The sequence below is a fragment of the Pseudomonas sp. NBRC 111132 genome, from assembly GCF_001320565.1.
GTDB classification, from domain to species: domain Bacteria; phylum Pseudomonadota; class Gammaproteobacteria; order Pseudomonadales; family Pseudomonadaceae; genus Aquipseudomonas; species Aquipseudomonas putida_P.
The window spans coordinates 59070-79659 of the sequence record NZ_BCBI01000002.1 but is presented as its reverse complement, the minus strand read 5'-3'; the positions used below and the strand labels follow the sequence as shown (position 1 = coordinate 79659).

Annotated in this window: 18 protein-coding genes and 3 pseudogenes; 13 read left to right on the top strand and 8 right to left on the bottom strand. The window is 59.0% G+C overall.

Annotated elements, in window-relative coordinates; genetic code table 11:
• Positions 1-221 precede the first annotated feature (221 nt).
• The 3 genes from APH35_RS01500 to APH35_RS01490 all read left to right on the top strand — a co-directional run bounded on the left by APH35_RS01500 (position 222) and on the right by APH35_RS01490 (position 4230).
• A complete protein-coding gene (locus APH35_RS01500; protein ID WP_060514093.1) occupies positions 222-1385 on the top strand; it encodes an aromatic ring-hydroxylating oxygenase subunit alpha in 1164 nt (387 codons plus the stop codon).
• A gap of 22 nt (positions 1386-1407) precedes the next feature.
• The gene (locus tag APH35_RS01495; RefSeq protein WP_060492522.1) at positions 1408-3069 is read left to right on the top strand and encodes a choline dehydrogenase; all 1662 of its coding nucleotides are present in this window, start codon (positions 1408-1410) and stop codon (positions 3067-3069) included.
• Between the two features lie 111 nt (positions 3070-3180).
• Positions 3181-4230: a GlxA family transcriptional regulator gene (locus tag APH35_RS01490; RefSeq protein WP_049773300.1), complete on the top strand. Its 1050-nt coding sequence runs from the start codon at positions 3181-3183 to the stop codon at positions 4228-4230.
• A 71-nt stretch (positions 4231-4301) separates the two neighbouring features.
• On the opposite strand, the gene APH35_RS01485 is transcribed toward APH35_RS01490, so the two are convergent.
• The gene (locus APH35_RS01485) at positions 4302-5249 is read right to left on the bottom strand and encodes a choline ABC transporter substrate-binding protein (protein ID WP_060514092.1); all 948 of its coding nucleotides are present in this window, start codon (positions 5247-5249) and stop codon (positions 4302-4304) included.
• A gap of 55 nt (positions 5250-5304) precedes the next feature.
• Positions 5305-6054, bottom strand: coding sequence for a class II aldolase and adducin N-terminal domain-containing protein (locus APH35_RS01480; protein ID WP_060514091.1), 750 nt, complete (start codon positions 6052-6054; stop codon positions 5305-5307).
• Between the two features lie 203 nt (positions 6055-6257).
• On the opposite strand from APH35_RS01480, the gene APH35_RS01475 reads away from it, so the two are divergent.
• Positions 6258-7727, top strand: coding sequence for an aldehyde dehydrogenase family protein (locus tag APH35_RS01475; RefSeq protein WP_060514090.1), 1470 nt, complete (start codon positions 6258-6260; stop codon positions 7725-7727).
• Positions 7728-7735: 8 nt separating this feature from the next.
• On the opposite strand, the pseudogene APH35_RS28020 reads toward APH35_RS01475, so the two are convergent.
• Positions 7736-8100, bottom strand: a pseudogene (locus APH35_RS28020) (EamA family transporter); the annotation flags it as partial.
• Between the two features lie 283 nt (positions 8101-8383).
• On the opposite strand from APH35_RS28020, the gene APH35_RS01465 reads away from it, so the two are divergent.
• The 3 genes from APH35_RS01465 to APH35_RS01455 all read left to right on the top strand — a co-directional run bounded on the left by APH35_RS01465 (position 8384) and on the right by APH35_RS01455 (position 10007).
• The gene (locus tag APH35_RS01465; protein ID WP_012272648.1) at positions 8384-8977 is read left to right on the top strand and encodes a GNAT family N-acetyltransferase; all 594 of its coding nucleotides are present in this window, start codon (positions 8384-8386) and stop codon (positions 8975-8977) included.
• Positions 8974-9333: a cupin domain-containing protein gene (locus APH35_RS01460; RefSeq protein WP_060492518.1), complete on the top strand. Its 360-nt coding sequence runs from the start codon at positions 8974-8976 to the stop codon at positions 9331-9333. Before APH35_RS01465 ends, APH35_RS01460 begins: the two co-directional genes overlap by 4 nt.
• Before the next feature lie 266 nt (positions 9334-9599).
• A complete protein-coding gene (locus APH35_RS01455) occupies positions 9600-10007 on the top strand; it encodes an ACT domain-containing protein (protein WP_060514088.1) in 408 nt (135 codons plus the stop codon).
• Positions 10008-10341: 334 nt separating this feature from the next.
• Here APH35_RS01455 and APH35_RS29225 read toward each other — a convergent pair.
• Positions 10342-10551: pseudogene (locus APH35_RS29225) on the bottom strand (hypothetical protein); the annotation flags it as partial.
• 105 nt (positions 10552-10656) lie between these two features.
• Between APH35_RS29225 and APH35_RS01450 the strand changes: the two are divergent.
• On the top strand, positions 10657-11589 hold the full coding sequence (locus tag APH35_RS01450) for a hypothetical protein (protein WP_060514087.1): 933 nt from the start codon (positions 10657-10659) through the stop codon (positions 11587-11589).
• Positions 11590-12266: 677 nt separating this feature from the next.
• On the opposite strand, the gene APH35_RS01445 is transcribed toward APH35_RS01450, so the two are convergent.
• Together APH35_RS01445 and APH35_RS01440 are read right to left on the bottom strand one after the other, a co-directional pair.
• Entirely contained in the window at positions 12267-13166 is a 900-nt protein-coding gene (locus APH35_RS01445) for a DMT family transporter (protein WP_060514086.1), read from the bottom strand.
• A gap of 120 nt (positions 13167-13286) precedes the next feature.
• On the bottom strand, positions 13287-14351 hold the full coding sequence (locus APH35_RS01440; RefSeq protein ID WP_060514085.1) for an SDR family oxidoreductase: 1065 nt from the start codon (positions 14349-14351) through the stop codon (positions 13287-13289).
• Positions 14352-14424: 73 nt separating this feature from the next.
• Here APH35_RS01440 and APH35_RS01435 point away from each other — a divergent pair, with 73 nt between their 5' ends.
• Positions 14425-14826 carry a MerR family transcriptional regulator gene (locus APH35_RS01435; RefSeq protein ID WP_012272655.1) on the top strand — a complete coding sequence of 134 codons (402 nt, stop codon included), beginning with the start codon at positions 14425-14427 and terminating at the stop codon, positions 14824-14826.
• A 153-nt stretch (positions 14827-14979) separates the two neighbouring features.
• Here APH35_RS01435 and APH35_RS01430 read toward each other — a convergent pair whose 3' ends face one another.
• Positions 14980-15600: a tyrosine-type recombinase/integrase gene (locus APH35_RS01430; protein ID WP_012272656.1), complete on the bottom strand. Its 621-nt coding sequence runs from the start codon at positions 15598-15600 to the stop codon at positions 14980-14982.
• A 171-nt stretch (positions 15601-15771) separates the two neighbouring features.
• On the opposite strand from APH35_RS01430, the gene APH35_RS01425 reads away from it, so the two are divergent.
• Entirely contained in the window at positions 15772-16566 is a 795-nt protein-coding gene (locus APH35_RS01425) for an aminoglycoside phosphotransferase family protein (RefSeq protein WP_177335344.1), read from the top strand.
• Positions 16567-16677: 111 nt separating this feature from the next.
• Positions 16678-17235 (top strand): GNAT family N-acetyltransferase, encoded by a 558-nt coding sequence (locus APH35_RS01420; protein WP_012272658.1) that lies wholly within the window; start codon positions 16678-16680, stop codon positions 17233-17235.
• A gap of 24 nt (positions 17236-17259) precedes the next feature.
• On the opposite strand, the pseudogene APH35_RS29635 reads toward APH35_RS01420, so the two are convergent.
• Positions 17260-17349, bottom strand: a pseudogene (locus APH35_RS29635) (transporter); the annotation flags it as partial.
• A 181-nt stretch (positions 17350-17530) separates the two neighbouring features.
• Between APH35_RS29635 and APH35_RS01415 the strand changes: the two are divergent.
• Together APH35_RS01415 and APH35_RS01410 are read left to right on the top strand one after the other, a co-directional pair.
• Complete coding sequence (locus APH35_RS01415) at positions 17531-19021, top strand: DUF1254 domain-containing protein (RefSeq protein WP_082425677.1); 1491 nt, start codon at positions 17531-17533, stop codon at positions 19019-19021.
• A 63-nt stretch (positions 19022-19084) separates the two neighbouring features.
• Entirely contained in the window at positions 19085-20380 is a 1296-nt protein-coding gene (locus tag APH35_RS01410; RefSeq protein ID WP_081336933.1) for a DUF1254 domain-containing protein, read from the top strand.
• Positions 20381-20590 lie beyond the last annotated feature (210 nt).

The following is a 20590-nucleotide window of genomic DNA, read 5'->3' as shown; positions in this document are numbered from 1 at the left end:
CGTCGTCACGCTGCCGGTGCCCTTGATGCGCAAGGCACAGCCATCCTCTGACGCCCATTGCCCCTGCTCAAGGCCTGTGCTGCTCAGGCTTGGCCTCGACACCGCGCACATCGGCGTATGTTGTCGCTTTCCATCAAGAGCAGCCCCTCACCCTCCCCTAGATTAACTCCCGAGCGAGCCCCTGATCGAACCCCAGGGGCAGTGTCTGGAGGAGACCAGCCATGCAATCCGTCGAGCAGTTCAAACACAGCACTTCCATTGCAGATTGGGCCGAGCAGCGCCCGGAACACGCCTTCACCTTGCCCTCGCGGTACTTTTTCGACGAGCAGATCTTCGCTGCCGAACGCGACCGTATCTTCATGAGTGCCTGGCACCTGGCCGGCCATCGCAACGAGTTCGCCGAGCCTGGTCAGTTCGTGGTGTGCGACATGTTCGACCAGAGCGTGGTGGTGGCCTGTGGCAACGATGGCAAGATCAATGCCTTCCACAATGTCTGCCAGCACCGTGGCAATCGCCTGCTGGATGTGCGTCGTGGTAACGACACCCGAGTGCTGCGCTGCGCCTACCACTCCTGGTGCTACGAAATGGACGGCAGCCTGCGCAGTGCGCCACGCAGCGAACGGCTGATAGCCTTCGACAAGCAGCAATTCAACATTCCCAAGGTCCGCGTCGAAGAACTCGGCGGTTTCGTCTACTTCAACTTTGATGCAGACGCGCCGTCGCTGGCGGAGCTGTTCCCAGGTGCCGACGAGGAAATGCGCGCGGTCTTTCCCGACCTTGGCAAGATGCGCCTGATCGAAGAGCAGGACGTGATCGTACCGGCCAACTGGAAGGTGATCATGGACAACTCCATCGAGGGGTACCATTTCAAGTTGTCCGGGCCCTGCCATATCGACCTGGCCAAGCTGATCGACTTCAAGGGCTACCGCCTGACCAAGCGCGACAACTGGTGGACGTACATCGCACCGGCCAACCAGCAGGCCGAGGAAGCCTACGGCGTCAAGCTGAGCGGGCCACGCAACCCCGACGAGCGCTTCTTCAACATCGGGCTGTGGCCGAACAACACCTTCTATACCTTCCCCTTCTCGGCGTTTCTCGGCACGTTCATCATGATCCCGCTGGACGCCGAGCGCTCACTGCTGCGTTTTGGCTACTACAGCCCCCACGAGCAGGTCCCGGAGGTTTCCCACGCCTGCATGAAGTGGATGAACGAGGACCTCGGCCCCGAGGACATCGAGCTCAACATCAGCGTGCAGAAAGGCCTGCGTTCGCTCGGCTACGACCAGGGCCGCTACATGATCGACGCCGAGCGCAGCAACGAAAGCGAGCATTTGGTGCATCACTTCCACAAGCTGGTGTTCGACGGCATCGGCGCACGCCGCTGACCACTGTCATGGGGGAGCCTTTATGCTCGGGCATGAATACGACTATGTGATCATTGGTGCCGGCTCGGCCGGCTGCGTGCTGGCCAAGCGCTTGGGAGAGAACCCGGCCCTGCGCATCCTGGTGCTGGAGTCCGGCCCGCCGGACGCCAGCTGGACCATCGACATGCCCTCGGCAGTGGGCATCGTGGTAGGCGGCACCCGCTTCAACTGGAGCTACACCAGCGAACCGGAGCCGGGCCTGGACGGCCGACGCATCGGCACACCACGCGGGCGCACCCTGGGCGGCTCGTCGTCGATCAACGGCATGGTCTACATTCGTGGCCATGCCCGCGACTACGACGGCTGGGCTGCACAAGGCTGCGAAGGCTGGAGCTATCGGGAGGTGCTGCCCTACTTCATGCGGGCGCAAAACCATCGGGACGGCGCCAACACCTACCGCGGCGCAACCGGGCTGCTTCACGTCACACCAGGCGATACCTCGCCGCCACTGTGCCAGGCCTTCATCGAGGCCGGCCAGCAAGCCGGCTATGGCGTGAGCAGCGACCTCAATGGCCACCGCCAGGAAGGCTTTGGCCCGGTCGACCGCACCACCCGCGACGGCAAGCGCTGGAGCACCGCGCGCGGCTACCTGGCTGAAGCACTCAAAGGCGGCAACGTCACCATCGCCACCTCGGCGCTGAGCCGGCGGATTCTCTTCGACGGCGAACAAGCCTACGGGGTGGAGTTCGAAATGGACGGCGTGGTGCACCAGGTGCGTGTGCGCCAAGAGGTGCTACTGAGTGCTGGCGCCATCAACTCACCGCAACTGCTGATGCTTTCTGGCGTCGGCCCGGCCCAGCATCTGCGGCGCCTGGGCATCCCCCTGGTACGCGACCTGCCGGGAGTAGGCCAGCGCCTGAACGACCATCCCGATACCGTCGTGCAGTACCGCTGCAAGCAGCCGGTGTCGCTCTACCCCTGGACACGTGCACCGGGCAAATGGCTGATCGGCGCGCGCTGGTTCGCCAGCCACGATGGCCTGGCGGCTAGCAACCATTTCGAGGCGGGCGCGTTCATCCGCTCGCGGGCCGGGGTGGAGTTTCCCGACCTGCAACTGACGTTCATGCCGCTGGCGGTCCAGCCAGGCAGCGTAGACCTGGTGCCCGAGCACGCCTTCCAGGTGCACATCGACCTGATGCGCCCCACCAGCCTGGGCAGCGTCAGCCTGGTCAGCACCGATCCGCACCTGGCGCCGCGCATCCTCTTCAACTACCTGACCACCGAGCGCGACCGCGCCGACATGCGTGCAGGCGCCCGCCTGGTACGCGAGATCCTCGCCCAGCCGGCCATGCGCGCCTATGCCGGTGACGAGCTGGTACCCGGTGCCGACCAGGTGAGCGATGCGCAGCTCGACGCTTGGGCGCGACGCATCACCGAGACTGGCTACCACGCCAGCGGCACCTGCAAGATGGGCCCGCCCAGCGACCCCGAAGCAGTGGTCGACCCACAATTGCGCGTGCACGGTCTTCGCGGGCTGCGGGTGGTCGATGCCTCGATCATGCCGCAGATCGTCAGCGGCAACACCAACGCGCCCACGGTGATGATCGCCGAGAAGGCCAGCGACCTGATCCGTGGCCTCACCGCGCTTACCGCAAGCGATGCACCTGTGTGGGTTCACCCACGCTGGCGCGAATGCCAGCGTTGAGGGGTACTTGCCAAAGCCGGCCCACTGCGCTTGCATAGGCGCAGCGGGCCTTTCCTGTGAACGAGGTGCCGGCCAATGCAGCCGGCGCCCATTGCCGAGCCTGGTGCAACCATGAAACGATCCGAAACCCTTGACCTTCAGTGGCAGGGCCCTGCCAGCCCTCCGCTGCGCATCGGCATCCTGTTGCTGCCTTCGTTTTCCAACTTCGGCCTGGCCTCGCTGATCGAGCCGCTTTCGATCGCCAACTGGCTGGCCCAGTGCAACCTGTTCCAGTGGACCCTGCTCTCGGTAGACGGCCAGCCGGTGCCCGCCAGCAACGGCCTGCTCGCCGGTGCCCAGGCGGGCATCGGCGAGCACAGCGAATTCGATGCCTGCGTGGTGATCGCCAGCTTCGATGTGCACCGCCACGCGCGCAACCCGGCCCTCAAGGCCTGGATCAAGCGCCAGGCGGCCTTCGGCGCAGTCATGGTAGGGATCGAAACCGGCACCGAGCTGCTGGCTGCGGCAGGTGTGCTCGACGGCCACCCGGCCGCCGTCCATTGGGACAACCTGCAAGGTTTCCAGGAAAGCTACCCTAGGGTGCAAGCCTGCGCGCAGCTCTACTCGTTGGGCCGCAAGCGCCTGACCTGCGCAGGCGCCACTGCCGTGCTGGACATGGTGCTCAGCTGGCTGGACCGGCTGGCCGGTGGCAACCTGGCACGCGAAGTGGCCATGCACATGCTCATCGAGCAGGTACGCGAGCCGCAGGTCCAGCAAGCCGAAGGCTATCGCCGCAACCTGCATGCCCAGGCCGGCAAGATGGGGCGGGCCATCGAGTTGATGGAACAGCACCTGGAAGAACCGCTGAGCTGCGAGGCCATCGCCGAGCGTGTGGCACTGTCGCGTCGCCAACTGGAGCGCCAGTTCATGCAGCACACCGGCCTTACGCCGCTGAAGTACTACCTCAGCCTGCGCCTGGCGCGCGCCCACAACCTGTTGCAGCAAACCCGCATGAGCGTTGCCCAGGTTGCAGCCAGTGCAGGTTTCGGCTCGCTGGAACACTTCTCCCGTGCCTACCGCGCCAAATTCGGCTGTGCACCGAGCAACGACCGTTCGCAGAGTTTGAGCGCCCCGGTCATGCGCCAGCCGTTGGGGCATGACCGGCAGCCGTTGGCGATCTGATCTCGGTGCATTGCGCGGGCTTGCACAGATGCATCGCCGCCCTGGGGCGCAAAGCGCCCCAGGGCCATAGGTTAAAGCCCAAGGTAACTGCGCACCGCCGATGCCCCTGGCTGGCCATCGAACGTCGTCACCCCCGCCAGCCAGTTCTCCAGCACCTGTGGGTTGCGCTTGAGCCACTCCCGTGATGCCAGCGCAGGCTTTTGTTTGTCGTTGAGAATGGCCCCCATGATCTGGCTTTCCATCCCCAGCTCAAACGCCATCCGAGACAATAACGCACCTACGTTCGGGCATTCCTGGCCGAAGCCTTTGCGCGTATGGGTGTCGACCACTGCAGCCCCGTAGTTCGGGCCGAACTCAGCGTCGCCACCACTCAGATAACGCATCGACAGCTGGCTGTTCATTGGGTGCGGCTCCCACCCCAGGAACACGATCGGCTTTTTCGAGCGCACCGCCCGGCGTACTTCCACCAACATGCCGGCCTCGCTTGAGTCGACCAGGCGGAAACCCTTGAGGCCATAGCTGTCCTTGTCGATCAGGCCCTGGATGATCTGGTTGCCATCATTGCCGGCCTCGATGCCGTAGATGCGCCCTTGCAACTCGTCCCTGAACCGGGCGATGTCCTCGAAGCGCTTGAGCCCGGCCTCGTAGGCATAGTCCGGCACGGCCAGGGTGTATTTGGCACCGGTCAGGTTGGTGCGTACCCGCTCGACGCTGCCTTTTTCCAGAAAAGGCGTGGAAATTGCCGCCATCGACGGCATCCAGGCGCCAAGGTAGACGTCGATGCTCTTCATTTCCATGGCCTGGTACGCCATCGGGATCGACAGCATCTGGGTCTTGGTCTTGTAACCCAGGCCTTGCAAGACGGTAGTCGCGAGCCCAGTGGTGGCGGCGATGTCAGCCCAGCCGACCTCCGCGAAGTTGACTGTCTGGCAGGCAGCGGGGTCACTGGCCTGGGCGGTGGCGATGGACGCGACGAGCAGCGATGCGGCAAGCACGGGCACTGATGTTTTCTTTGGCATGCGAGCGACTCCAGAACGGTTCAGGGTGGGCGTGACAATGCACGGGCGTATGCACTCAGCTGCGATAGTCCGGCTCCTGCTCATCGAGGATTTCCTGCAGCGCAGCGAAATGGCGGGCGGCGAAATCCGGATAATCAAGCCATTGCCGGGCTGTCCTGCGCGCCACGGCATCGCTGGCGATACGCAGAGGGCGGCCGCTGGCAAGCGCGGTGAGGTAAAGCTCGCAGGCCCGCTCGAAGTAGTAGAGGTCGTCGAAGGCCTGGGCCACGCTTGGGGCCGCCACCAGCACACCGTGGTTGCCCATCAGCAGAATCGGCTTGTCGCCCAACTGGCGGCTTACCCGCTCGGCTTCATCCCCCAGCCCCATGCCGTCGAACCCCTCGTCGATGGCCACGCGCTCGAAGAAGCGCATGGCGTTCTGCTCGATCGGTGGCAGGCGCGAGTCGGCCAAACAGGCCAAGGCGGTGGCGTACTTCGAATGCACATGCAGGATGCAGCGCGCATGCGGATGCCGCCGGTGCAAGGCGCCATGCAGGGCCCAGGCAGTGATGTCCGGCGCCCCGGGGCGTTGCAACGCCGAGGGGTCGTCGGCATCGAGCAGCAGCAAGTCGCTGGCGCGGATCCTGGAAAAATGCCGGCCATAGGGATTGATCAGAAAACGCCGGCCATCCTCGGAAACAGCCAGGCTGAAATGGTTGGCAATCGCCTCGTGCATCCCTAGGCGGGCGGTCCAGCGAAATGCGCAGGCGAGCTCGACGCGGGCCTGGGCATGGGCGTCTAGAACAGCGATGGATGAGTTGTGCATGGCAGCTCCTCGGGCGGCAGGCGCGCCCCTCGGGGGCGCGTTCATACCCTTCGAGTCTAGGGATGGCGACGCTTTTGACTTGATGCGATGCGACCTGCCTTGTCGCGAACGAGCGCAGCACTGGCCCTGTCGTATTTCGTCAAGTTCGCACCCTGCTGCCTGTCTATGGTGTGCCCATACATAGGCAAGCCAGGAGACTCAGTGTGTCCCATCAATCGCTATTCATCGCAGGGCAATGGCGTGAGCCACACAGCGGCCGCTATCGGGAAATCCTCAACCCCGCCAACGAGTCCTTGCTGGCCTTGGCGCCAGAAGCCGGCGCCCAGGATGTCGACGCCGCGATCGACGCCGCCCGTCACGCCTTCGACCACGGCCCTTGGCCGCAGTTGCCACCGAGTGAGCGCAGCGCCTGGCTGCAGCGCATCGCGGCAGCCATCGAAGCCGATGCCGCGCAACTGGCGCGCCTGGAAACCCTCAACACCGGCAAGACCCTGTGCGAGAGCGAGGCCGATATGGCCTGCGTGGTGGCCACCTTCCGCTACTACGCAGGGCTGCTTGAAGCGCGCACCGATCGCGCTCACCCGCATGCCCCCGACCACGTCATCAGCGTCACACGCCATGAGCCGGTAGGTGTCTGCGCGTTGATCGTGCCGTGGAACTACCCTCTGCTGCAAACCGCCTGGAAGCTCGCCCCCGCCTTGGCTGCGGGCAACACGGTGATTCTCAAGCCCAGCGAACTGACGCCGCTAAGTGCCTTGCACCTGACGGCTTTGCTGGCCGCCCTGGCGCTGCCAGCCGGGGTGTTCAACCTGGTCTGCGGCGATGGCACCGTAGGCCACCACATGGCGCTCAGCGACCGGGTGGACATGGTGTCGTTCACCGGTGGCGCCCAAGCCGGTGCCAAGGTGATGCAGGCCGCCAGTGGCAACTTCAAGCGCCTGGCGCTGGAGCTCGGTGGCAAAAACCCAAATATCGTGTTTGCTGATGCCGACCTCGACGTGGCCCTGGACCAGGCGCTCAACGCCGTGTTCTTCAACGCAGGGCAGGTGTGCTCGGCCGGCTCGCGCCTGCTGTTGCAAGCCTCCGTGCATGATCGCTTCGTCGCGCGCCTGGTCGAACGCATCGACGCTATTGTTCTCGGCGATGGCTTCGACAGCCGCACGCGCATGGGGCCTCTGATATCGGCGGCCCAGCGGAATCGCGTGCTGTCGCTGATCCAGGCGGCACAAGGCGAAGGCGCTCGCCTGCGCGCCGGCGGCCAGCGCCCCACGGATGCGCACCTGGAAAAGGGGTTCTGGTTACGCCCTACCCTGCTCAGTGACGTGCAGGCCGACATGCGCATTGCTCGCGAAGAAATCTTCGGCCCGGTAATCACCGTCGAACGCTTCACCGACGAGGCACATGCCGTGCGGTTGGCCAACGATACGCCCTATGGCCTGGCGGCCGGGGTCTGGACCGGCGACCTGGGCTGCGCCAATCGCATGGCCCGGCGGCTGCGGGTTGGGACACTGTGGGTGAACGATTACAACCTGGCATTTCCCCAGGCGCCCTGGGGTGGTTTCAAGGCCAGCGGCATCGGCCGCGAGCTATCGGCGACGGGCCTGGAGGAATTCAGTGAACTCAAACACGTGCTACTCAATTGCGAGCCTCGGGCGTTGAACTGGTTCACATGACGACTTCTGGCGAACAGTGGCTCCGTAAGCTCCAACGCTTGGACGTGGGATGGCTTAAGGTACTCGATGGCCTTGGTGGTGCAGAATAAACCGAGGATTGTCGGCAGCGTAGCCAGCGCCAGCAGCGGCGACAACTCGCCGATCACGAAACCTTCGGCGGCAGCCGGCATCAGCAGATACAGGCTGCCGAAGAGCAACAACAGTCGGGTGAAGTGCAGCCCTCCCGATACCTCCATACGTTTCATGGCAACCGAAAAGGCCCCATAGCCGGTGCCGGCAATGGAGGTGAGCGCAGCACCTTGCAGGCTAAAACCGGCTGCAGGTCGCCACCGAAGATTACCGAAATCCCAGCGATAGCCAGTGCGGCCCCTAGACGCCCCCACTAGGAGGCAAACCCGCGCTGAATCCTGCCATCCCGCCATGGAAGTACACGTTGCCCTGCTTCTCGCCTCACCACCTCCGGCAACTGATCGATCGATTTCCCAGGCTTGAGCCATTAGACGGCCACGAGCCTTTGATCGTGGGATAGCGTCGCACACCATGCTGACGGTGTTCGCCCAGAGCATGATGGGAAGCGTTAAACCCGCCTACCCTGCCACCCTGTCAAAGGCGTAATCCTTGAAAACGAACTACCCGATCCCATGGGAGCACCGTACATGTCTATCGAATTCAGACCCGCTCAAGCCGCGGACGCGCACGATATTGCGCGCTTCTTTCAACTGACATCGGAGGGCATGGCCGATTACATATGGAGCAAGCTTGCCGTGCCAGGAGAAGCATTGCTGAGTGTTGGTGCGTCTCGCTATGCCAGGGAACAGGGTGACTTTTCCTACAAGAACTGCTTGATGGCCACTTTCGAAGGGCGCGTCATCGGCATGATGCATAGCTATGCCTTGCGCGAGACCCCTGACAGGCCTGTCGAGACAGACCCGGTCCTCGCGCCTTATTCCGACATGGAAATACCCGCCACCTTATACATATCCAGCCTGGCGTTAGATGAGGCCTGGCGCAGCCAGGGGCTGGGCGTCCAGTTTCTTCGCCACGCCCAGCAGCGCGCCGACGACGCTGGCCTGGATGGGCTATGCCTGATCGATTATGCAGAAAACCACGGTGCACGCCGCTTCTATGAACGTCACGGTTTTCAAATTGTTAAAACCTGCCAGATCGTTCCGCACCCCATGCTGAGCGTAACCGGCGAAGCCTATTTGATGTATCGCCCTACCCACAACGTGCTCGAGAAAAAACCATGAACAAGAAACTGACCGTGTTCCGCGAACTGGATATCCAACCGGTGCGCGACCTGCCTTTTTTTGAAGAGGTCGTGGAAGGCGCCCCTCATACGCTGACGTCCAAGTACTATCACGATGAACAGCAAGGTCGCATTTCTGGAGAATGGGAAGCCAGCACCGGAGCGTGGCGCATCGACTACAAAGTTTGGGAGTTCTGCCATGTCCTGAGTGGATGCTGCGTCATTGAACTTGAAGGTTGCGCCCCCCTCACACTGGCCGCTGGCGACACGTTCATTATCGAGCCGGGCGCCAAGGGGAAATGGACCGTGCTGGAAGATATGAAAAAGAACTTCGTGATCCTCTTGCCCACGAACTAGGCACGGGGTTGCGTTTCATCGAGCGCAGCGCAAGGACAGTTTGCATGCTTGCCTACTGGCGGCGCTCGAATGCTCTACACAGGAGGCTACAACAGCCCTCTACTGCATGGCGCCACTCGCGTCTGGCAGACCTGGTCTAGCCTGGTGAACGAAAGGTGACTTGGGCGGGATCTTGCATAAGTAGAACTAATCGATAATGAGTAGAATTGATTAAACTAATGACCCGCTGAAATGCACACTACTGCCTTTCAAGCGGGAGTAACCCTATGTCAGGCGAAAAATCCATCTCAGCCCTGCTCCGCGGCATGAGCCCAGTCCTCAATGAAGGCGACTTTGTATTCTGCACAGTGGCGGACGCGTCCGCGCTTCTGGGTACCGATGTACTTGGTACATTCCGCGAAAAAGAAGGCTTCACTGTCATCATTGAGCGCGAACGCGCTGATGCACTGGGCCTTGAGTACAATTTTGTGGCGGCTTGGATCACGCTCACGATCCACTCAGCGCTTGATGCGGTGGGTTTGACGGCCGCATTCGCGACCGCACTCGGAAAGGCTGGCATCAGTTGCAACGTGATCGCCGCGTTCTACCATGATCACATTTTCGTGGCCAAGGATGATGCCGCTAAAGCCATCGATGTCCTCCAAGCTTTATCTCGCGCAGGCGAATCCAGTTAGCCCCTAGCCAAGATGCTTCAAGTCTGCCTATTGGCGAAATGTGCCAATGGTGAGCGCCCGCCTTGGATCGAAAGCAGACGGTCGCGAGTGGCCGCAATCGACCCATAGCTGCCAGAAATGGCGAGGCAGCAAAATGGCGTGATGCTTCGCTAGACCTGAACCGCCGACGCTCTATTGAAGAACTTTTAACTGCCCCGACATTGATACATGTAGTCACAACCGCTCGCACTGTTGCTTTCACCTTTCCAAGCCATCTACATTCCCCCTAGGAATCAATTCCAATTAAGGCTTCTGCTTCTAGGCTTTGCGCATGTTCGGGCGAAATACCAAACATCTATACGCTTAGAGTCTCCGTTTTACCTGAGCAATCTGGGGGCAACTTGGGGATGAAAAGGTCTTTCAGGTCCCTGATCCTCAGGGATGTGGTAGTAGAGCAATTTCCGTGTCCGGCTTTTGCGGGAATGCCAAGGCCTGCACGGAGCAGTTTCGTAACGCGACTGTGAAGATTTTCATCGATCGGCCGGCCCTGATATTTGCCAGCGGCTTAGGCCTACTTGACACCGTGGGCTTGGCGCTCTAGGCGTTGCTCAGTACGGCACTATTCAAGTAACATCTCTCCCATCAGAAAGCCCCGACTCAAGGATTAGATATGGCCGTTCGTGATTTGGGTAAGGAAGAAGAAGATCGGCGTGCGCAGCAGAAATTGCTCTATGAGAAGATGCAAGAGCTGGACGCAATGCGTGATCAATTAGCCCGGCGTGAGGCAATAATTGAGAAGCGATTACTCGATGATAAGCGTCAGCTTGAGCGGCGGGAAAAGGAACTTTTCGACTCAGTCGAGAAGCGTGTTCAAAACCTTGCAGAGCAGGAGCAATCCATCGCTCTTCGCCAAGAGGAACTAGAGCGAAAGCTTGCTGAGGAACGTAACGAAACAATAAAAAGGCGCCAAGAGTATCTGCAGCAAATGCAGAGCTTGGACGATTTTCGGCGGACTTTAGAGATAGAGAAACAAAGACTCACCGAAGATGCTCAGCAGACTCTGCAAGATAACTCCAAGAAATTCGTTAAGTCCGCACTTTCTCTGTTGGGAGACAAGGAGGATAGATTTCATGTGATATCAGTTGTCTGGGCAATCGCTGGCGCCTTGTCGCTTTTGGCTGGTGTCATCATCGCTGTTGTTACTATGATTAGCAGTTCAGATAGCTATCATCAAGCACCCGGAGCTAGCCTTTCTTACTATTTCTTCCATCTCTTCAGAGGTTTGGTGGTTGTAGGGCTTTGCGGTGTGCTATCTCGATATGCATTTGTGTTTAGCAATTCTTATATGCATGAATCTTTAAAAGTTGGAGAGCGCGCTCACGCAATCCGCTTTGGTGAGTTCTACTTGGACACTTATGGTGCTAACGCAGAGTGGGAGCAAGTTAAAGAGGCATTCGCCCATTGGAACATAAGCGGACAAAGTGCGTTCTCGAAAGCAGAAGCAGGTGCTGTAGATCCAGCGATTTCTGGAGCAGCCAGTAAGCTATTGGATAAGGCAATAGACGCAGCTTCAAATCTAGCGAAGAAGCCTGAGCATTCCTGAGGGATTAGCCCCGCTCCTGGCATATGCCCCCCCCAGCGGCGCTCGCCAGTGCAGATCGGTACAGGCGAGCGCCGCTGTCCGTGGTATTTCGGGAGCTACCGAAAACGTAGGAAGGTTCAATTTCCGGGGGTGAGCTCCGCTTCAGGCCGAAAACTAGGGCTAAGCACTTGGACGCCGCCGCCTGCGGCAGCAAAGCCTGGATAATTGACGTCGATTGCTTTCATGGTCTATCGCAACATGGAGCGCTATCGGGTCCTGACTGAAACCTGGATAAAACGACCAGTTGCACATCGATAACCTTGCGGCAAGTCCAGAGCTGACGGAGGTGAAAAGCCTGGCTATATGACGGCTTTACCTCGAATCGCCCCGGACTCCCTGAACACTGCTGAGCGTCTCCTATGGGTCGAAAGCAGCCGGTCACGACAGACCACTTTCGACCCAAAGCTGACACAGAGCTCATCAGCAATCTTCGTGGGAGTAGGTTTAGCCGCGAACACCGGCACTGCAAACCACCTGGCAGCGACCAACCATTCCCCTGTCACTCGACAGCAACTTGGCCGATAGCCAGCACCTGGAGGTTGGGTAGCCCGGAGGATGTCCACTTTCGGCCAGCAACGGCCAGCCTCCTGAGCCACTTCAAATAACTGATTGTTGAAGTTATCAGGGTCCGAAAAAACTCATTCGGTCGAAGGGGCAGATACTTTGCCGCCCAAGCGGATTAGTTCATTGGAGAAGCACAGTCCGATGATGATCAGTGCCGCTCCCACGTACAGGCTTTCGCGCGGTACCTCATTGAGCACCACAAATGCCAGCAGCGCGGCGAACAGGGGTTCGGTCAGCTCCAGCGCCTGCACTTGTGATGGTTTGAGATACTCGATGGCCTTGGTGGTGCAGAAGAAACCCAGGACTGTCGGCAGCGTGGCCAGCGCCAGCAGTACAGCGATCGCCAGCAGCGACAGCTCTCCTGTCACGAAACCATCGGCCGCAGCCGGCATCAGCAGGTACAGGCTGCCAAAGAACAACAATTGTCGGGTGAAATGCAGCCCTCCCGATACCCCCATCCTTTTCATGGCAACCGAAAAGGCCCCGTAGCCACATCCACCAATCGAAGCAAGCACTGCGCCTTGCAGCGTGAAGCCTTGTCCCAGGTCGGCGCCAAAAATCACCGTAATACCGGCGATGGCCAAGCCGGCGCCAACCATTGCGTTGGCGGTAATGGGGTCATGAAGGACCATGCGTCCAAAGAGAATCGACGATATGGAGGCGCTCGCCATCAGAATGACGACGACGCCCGCCGCCGCGTAATGGCTATAGGCCGAGGTTTCAAAGTGGAACAACACGAAAATGCCGAGAAAGGCACAAATGGCTGCGTGAAACCACTTGGCAGTGGTCGCGGGTCGCTTGAGAAACAGGAGCAGGACTGACAGTAGCAGGCAGCCGAGAACTGTCTTAATTAAGGCGATGCTGCTGGAGTTGAACCCACTGTTCATCAACACCTTGCTAAGTACGCCGATTGTCGCATTCAGGGCCGCGGCGCAGAGTGCAAAGAGGACGCCTTTGCCAAAATAGGATTGCATTAGTACATTCCTTGTCACGGGTCTTTAGAGTACGGAGAGGTCTTGCTGACATAGGGCCACGCGCTTCGAACGCGAGCTCGCTGTTTTACGTATTTCTTGAGCCATTACGGCCGGCCTGCTTTAGTGGAGAAACTGATCCTTGACGTAGTGCACCGTCTTCTCCAACGTGCGCGCCATATCGGGATGAGTTAACTGATACTGGCGTTCCAATTGCTCGCTATCACTCATGTCGAAGCGCTGCGTCTGGATGAAGTCCAATGACTCGTCGCTGATCGCAAATCGTGCTGCCAGCCCGGGAATCGTCAAAAGCCACCTGAGCAACCTTATCGGTACATGCCGGCGGGGCGCCTTGACCTCCAGCGTTTTTGCGATCTGCTCAAGCATCCCCTGCAGGCTCAATGTGTATTCATAGAGCGCCAGCGCCTGCCGGTTGGCCATCGAGGGATCGAACGCCACATAGGTCATCATCGCCACCAGGTAGTCAACGCTGACTAATGGCAACCAGTGCCTGGGGGAACCGGGGACCGCTTTGAACCGACCTTGTGCCAGATTTCGAATGAGTGCGACCAGAGGTTGTCCCTCCAGTATGTGCCCACTCTCGCTGTGGCCACACACCGTAGCAGGATGAACGATCGTGTAGTCCGCGCCCGCATCCTGCATATAACGGATGACTGCAAAATGTGACTCGATCTTGCTTCCTTCGTAACCACCTACACGGCCGTAGACTTTGTGCCAACTTGTGTTTTCAGGGCACTCTATATCAACACCGATACTGGCAAGGTGGTTAAGGTTTTTCAGCATAAAGCCGCCCACCATCAGCAATCGGATGCTCTGGCTCGCCGCAAGCTTGGCGACCCTCAGCGCCCCAAGCACATTGACTGATTGGGCGCGCTCCATTGTCAGCCCCCAGGAAAACTCCGCTGCGAGGTGGAAGATCACAGAGGTCGATGACACGCACTGCTTGTCCGCTTCGCTGAGCCCAAGCCCCTCTATGCTGATATCGCCCTCAACGGCATGGATATAGGCGGGATTACCACCCAGTTGACCTACCTGTTTTCTAAGACGCTCAATGTTGCCAGGGGTGCGCATAAGCACCCAGGTCTTGTACCCTGCAGCAGTAAGACGGGCCAGTAAATGTTGCCCCACAAATCCACTGCCGCCTGTGACGAAGCATTCCACGCTCATGCCTGATCCCTTGTTTGGATAATGGGTGCAGGCTAAGGTGTAGAGCACGCTCTACAGTCAAGGAGTTTTTAGTATGAACGTTGGAGAATTAGAGCGCCGCAGTGGCGTCGGTCGGCATACATTGCGCTATTACGAACAGCTCGGGCTTATCGTGGCACAACGACAAGCCAACAATTACCGCAGTTACAGCGATCAGACGGTTGTTGACCTGGCCTTTATTCAGAGCGCCCAGAGTGGCGGTTTTTCCCTCGCTGAGATTGGAGAAATTCTTGCAGCCAAGCGAGGCAATAAGATCGATTGCGCGCAAGGCGCAGCTTTAGTTGCCAGCAAGATGGTCGAAATTCAAGCGAAAATCGCCACCCTTCAAGCCGCTTATGTCTTTCTGAACGCAGAGCATGCGAAGCTTGAAGCCAGTGCCATTGCCAACGGTCTGATTACTCCCTTAGCTGCACATCTGCATGCCTCTACGCCATAACCTCCCGGCAAGGCCATTCGCAAGACCAGTTGCTTCCAGGCCTTCACAGGCCTGCCGGGAAACCTTGCGGCCAATCAGCCAATTACTGCCGGTGTCGAATGGTCGCTATGGGTCGGATAGCGACGGTCATACCTCGACCGCCGCTGTAAGTTGTCAGACCTCCGTCTGCTCCGCCATCTCCAATGCGTCATCGACCTCAATGCCCAGGTATCGCACCGTGCTCTCAAGCTTCGTATGGCCTAGCAGGAGCTGAACTGCTCTCAGATTCTTCGTCCTGCGATAGATCAGCGATGCCTTCGTACGTCTCATCGTGTGGGTGCCATACATGGCTGGATCAAGGCCAATAGCTTTTACCCAAGCTTTGACGATTCGGGCGTATTGCCGGGTAGAGAGGTGCAGTGAGGCGTGTAGCCGGCTTGGAAAAAGGCAATCCTCGCTATGGAGATGGGCTTGATGTATCCAGGCCTCCAGAGCCACCCGCGTTTGCTCAGTAATCTCAAACTGCACGGGGCGCTGGGTTTTCTGCTGCATCACTATTGCTCGCGATGACACGTGCTCCCCATGCGCAACGTCGCGTACACGAAGCTTGGTCAAATCGCAGGCTCGTAGCTTGCTGTCGATGGCCAGATCGAAGAGAGCTAAATCACGAGTTTCCTCCGCGATTTGGAGCCTTACCCGAATGGCCCAGATATCTTTGAGTCGGAGCGGGGCTTTCTGCCCGACCAATTTTCCTTTGTTCCAAGGTTGATGGCTGCCGGTCGTAATGGTGTTCATGGCTTGTCCTCCACGTGAGGGAGGACAAGGATGGTCATCCCGATCCAGGGGCGCTAACCGACCCAAAGCTACCCGAGGGACAAGTCAGCAGTGCTGACCTGAGCAGACATTTCGTCTTATGTCTCAATCATTCATGATGCTGCTCTGGAAAATGCGAAAGTTAATAAATTTATGTTTGATCAATACTTGAAACGATGGGAGCTGACCATCGACGGTGATGCTTTCGCCTCGCTGAATGGACATCTACTGCCCGTTCGCCACCACGGCCTGCCAGCCATGCTCAAAATCTCGCAAGCGCTAGAAGAGCAAGCAGGCAACCTGCTTATGGCTTGGTGGGACGGTGAAGGAGCAGCTCCCGTGCTGGCACATGACGGTGAGGCCTTACTCATGGAGCGGGCGAACGGCTCGGTCTCCCTTGGGCACATGGTAAGCTGCGGCCAGGACGACGAGGCTACTCGTATTATCTGTGCGGTGGTCCGCCGCCTCCACATCCCTCGTACAAAACCGCTACCTGCTTTGGTCCCCCTGGTTAAACGGTTCGAAGCCTTATGGAGCGCAGCGGCAACGCACAGAGGTGTATTTGAACAAAGCGCAGAAACCGCCCGCCAACTTTTTAGGTGCCCTCGCGAAGTCACGGTACTGCATGGCGATATCCATCACGGAAATGTCTTGGACTTTGGCCCCAAGGGATGGCTCGCTATCGATCCTAAGGGACTGTACGGTGAGCGCGGCTTCGATTACGCGAATATTTTCTGCAATCCGGATATCAAAAGCGCTTTGGCTCCAGGTTGTTTCGAGCGCCGTATAGGGGTCGTGGCACAAGCTTCCGAAATTGATCGCCGCAGGTTGTTGCAATGGGTGCTCGCCTGGACCGGGTTGTCAGCAGCCTGGATGCTCGAGGACGACATTGATCCGAATGTACCCCTTGAGGTGGCGAAGCTTGCAGCGTTGGCGCTCAGTTTGTGAGTTTTACGGTAGGGCGAGGCCAGTGACGTTTCACAAATCAGAGAGCGTTCGACACAGGCAAGCCCTGTACTGATAATCAACGTCTCACAGGGATGCCCGGGAACGAATGTCATGGACTGTCTTCCGACGCTGATCACCGATCGGCTGGTTCTCACCCCTCTCCAATTGGAGGATTCACCCATCATTCAGGAGCTATTCCCCTGCTGGGAGGTGGTTCGCTACCTGGATCGTCGTGTCCCATGGCCGTATCCAGAAGACGGGGCGCTGGTTTATGTCCGAGATATCGCCCTGCCTGCTATGGCAGCAGGTCGTGAAAGGCACTGGATGATCCGCATGCGCAACGATGCTGGCTGCACCCTGGGTAGCATCAGTTTGTATGATCAGCCTGGAAACAACAGAGGCTTCTGGCTCGCACCACAGTGGTGGGGAAAGGGCTACATGCGTGAGGCATGCCGGATTATCAATGCCTATTGGTTCGAGACACTGTCGCGTCCGGTCATGCAGGTTCCCAAAGCTGTTGCCAACGACGCATCTCGCAGGGTCTCGAAACATGAGGGTATGCGCTTGGTAGACGTGCGGGCAGGAGAATTTGTATCTGGACTGATGGAGGTCGAAATATGGGAGATGACTCGTGCTGACTGGTTAGAAAGGTCAATTGCCGGCCGCTAGTTTTTATGCACTCAGTCGCCGCCATCTGAGCAGTTGGGTGACGGTCAGATTGATGGGGATAGACCACTCGCGCGAATGCCAGTCATAGGTCGATTCCGTGATGCCATAAGTGGTGGTGCAGCCTTGGCGAGTGATGCAACCCGTGCCACCGCAGCGGCGTTAAAGAACGGGTTCAAAACGTAAGCATTTTCCCGATTGTCCAGAAAACCTCACCTACACTGCTTCAAGTTCGATGAAGGCGGCCATGCTGCAAAGCAGCGGGCTACCGGCAGTCTCTTGCCCACAGGAGATCCTCATGGATGCCATTGAGGGATTGATGACTCGGATGGTCACCTGTCTGAAGCCTTGCCTGCTAGTCACAGCCATTGCCGCTTGTACTGTCGTCACCGCGCAGGCAGCAACCGAACCCTTGGGCGGGCAACCCCCAGCGGGAGCCACCCCTTCGGTGAAGGACTTCGACTACCAGATCAAGTACCAGCGTGCGTTCGAAGCCATCCTCTGGAACATGCCGGCGATTGCCATCTATTCCTTCCGCCGTGCTGCCGAAAAGGATCTTGGCTACAAGGACAATGACATCATTGCCTACTCGGCAACGGCTAGCCCACAACTTGAAGCCATTACTGCCAATAGCACCACGCCTTACATCGCAGCCTACACGGACCTGCGCAAAGGCCCTGTGGTGCTGGAAATCCCGGCAGCCTCTGCGGACGGTAGCCTTTATGGCCAGGTGGTGGATGCCTGGCAACTCACCATCGCCGATGTAGGCCCGGCAGGGCTCGACAAAGGCAAAGGTGGCAAGTACCTGTTCACGGCACCTGATTACAAGGGTGAGGTACCCAAGGGTTATATCCATGTGGCCTCGCCTAACTACCGTATCGCCCTGGCGTTTCGCTCGGTGCCGCCCGCGGGCAAGACCGCCAAGGACGCCTACGAATACGCCAAGCGCCTGCGCATGTATTACCTGGCTGAAGCCAAGTCGCCACCGCAGCAGAAGTTCATCGACCCAGCCCATGAGCGCTACCCGACGCTGCCGTTCTACGACGAACGTCACTTCGAAGACATGCACGCGATCATGAGCGTGGAGCCAGTGCGCGAACACGACAAGGTCATGATGGGCATGCTGTCGTCCCTGGGCATCGTCAAGGGCAAACCTTTCGCACCGGACGAAACCGCCAAGAAGGCCATGCACCAGGCCGCCATCGATGCCTGGTTCTTCCTCCAGCAATGGTTCGACACCGAGATGTCCAAGCGCGTGTACTGGCCGGATCGGCACTACGTCTCGCTGTTGCAGCCGGATGCCAACCACAAGTTCACGTTCATCTACGATGATCGCATCGACCTGCTCGAACGGGCAGCGGAGTACTTCTGGTGCACCTACATGCCTAAAGTCCTCAGCGCCTCGCCGGCGACGTCGTACCAGATGGCGATGGCCGACAAGGACGGCAAACCACTGGAAGCCGGCCAGCTCTACAAGCTCGATGTACCCAAGGACATGCCGGTCAAGCAGTTCTGGGCGCTGACCGTATATGACCGCGCCACGTTCTCGTTCATCTACAGCGACAGCAACCGCACCACGTTGTCGTCGTTCGACGTTGACAAGATGAAGAAGAATGCCGATGGCGGCGTGACGATCTATGTCGGGCCGACGGCCCCGCAAGGCGAGGAAGCCAACTGGATTCCCACCTCCGGCAAGCGCCCATTGCCGGCCATGCGCTTCTACGGTCCCACCGAAGCGTTCAACAACAAGACTTTCAAGTTGCCCGACTTCGAACGGGTAATCCCCTGAGCACTGCCTACAACCTTGAAAAACCAAACCAAAGGGGCTGGCCCGCTGGCCCAAGGAGACTTGATGAAACCCATGGTGCTTGGAGCAGCCCTGCTTTCGCTTGCCGTGCCGGCCTTCGCACAGATCCCCGACAAGCTGGCGGAAGATGCCTACATCTATGGTTACTCCATGGACGAGGCCTACAAGTTCTTCTATGAGACGGCAGTCAAGACCAACACGCCGCTCAATCGCTTTCAGAACATCCGCCACCTGGCCGATGACACCTACGTCGATCACCCGACCATCAACAATGACACGCTGCACTTGATGGGCTGGCTGGATATCGCCGCAGAACCCGTGATCGTCAGCGTTCCGGACATGGAAAAAGGTCGTTACTGGATCCTGCACACCATGGACATGGGCCATTACACGACGTCCATGATCGGCTCCCGCACGCGGGACACCAAAGGCGGCCACTTCATGTTCGCCTCACCCCAGTGGAAGGGCACGGTGCCCGATAGTGTCACCGAAGTGATCCGTGTCGAGTCCAACCTGGTTAAATTGATGGGCAGGATCATGTCCACCGGGCCTGAGGACCAGAAAAAGGCGCTTGCCTACATGGATGACTGGAACGTCCGTACGCTTTCGGCCTACCTGGGCGAGCCCGGCCCAAAAGCCAAGCAGCGCACTTACCCCGACCCAGCCAAGACCAATTGGCTGCAACGGGTGAACTTCGTGCTGTGTGACGGCAACATGGGCCAGGCCGACAAGAAATGGCTCGACCAGTACAAGTCAGTCGGCGTCGAACCCTGCAAAGAAAACTTCACCAAGGAGCAGCTGGCAGCTGCGAAGAAGGGTGAGGAACTGGGCATGAAGCACATCAAGGACCTCGCTCCGAAGATGACCGACGCCGGCAAGCTGCTGGGCACCCGCGAGCAGTTGGGTGACGGCCCCCGTGACCTGTTCGCCGAGGGCACCTACATCGGCCAGTGGGGGCTGCCCCCAGATGAAAGTATCTACCTGCGCACCGAGACCGCTGCCGACGGTAAGCCGATCAATGGTGCCAATGGTAAGTCGTACGCCATGCACTTCAAGGCGCCCGAGGTCAGCCAGTTCTGGTCCTTTACCGTCTACGCCTCAGACAACCGCCTGATGGCCCACAACGCCATCAATCGCCATAGCCGCGGCGACCGCACACTCAAACCGGATGCCAATGGCGAATACACCATTGAGCTGAGCGCCAAGGGTGAAGAGAGCAACCCCAATTACCTGCCAATTCCGGAAAAGGATGCCTACATTGTCTTGAGGTTGTATGGCCCGAGCAAGGCAGTGCAAGGCGGCGGGTACAAGTTCCCGCCCGTCGAAGTGACCTCGCACTGATTCGTGCGGAGGGTATTGCATTCTCTGGTAAAGGCTTCTGAGGGTGCGCTCAGGAGCCGTTGAGTTACGCAGACGTCTTCGGGCCTGGCCCTTTCACACCTTGATTGCTCCCTTGACGCAAAAGAAACTTTTTCTAAACACGCAAATTAACCCCCGCCCCAGCTGACTGCTGGAGGCGTCTTGTGTGATCAGGGTTAGCCGTTATCAACC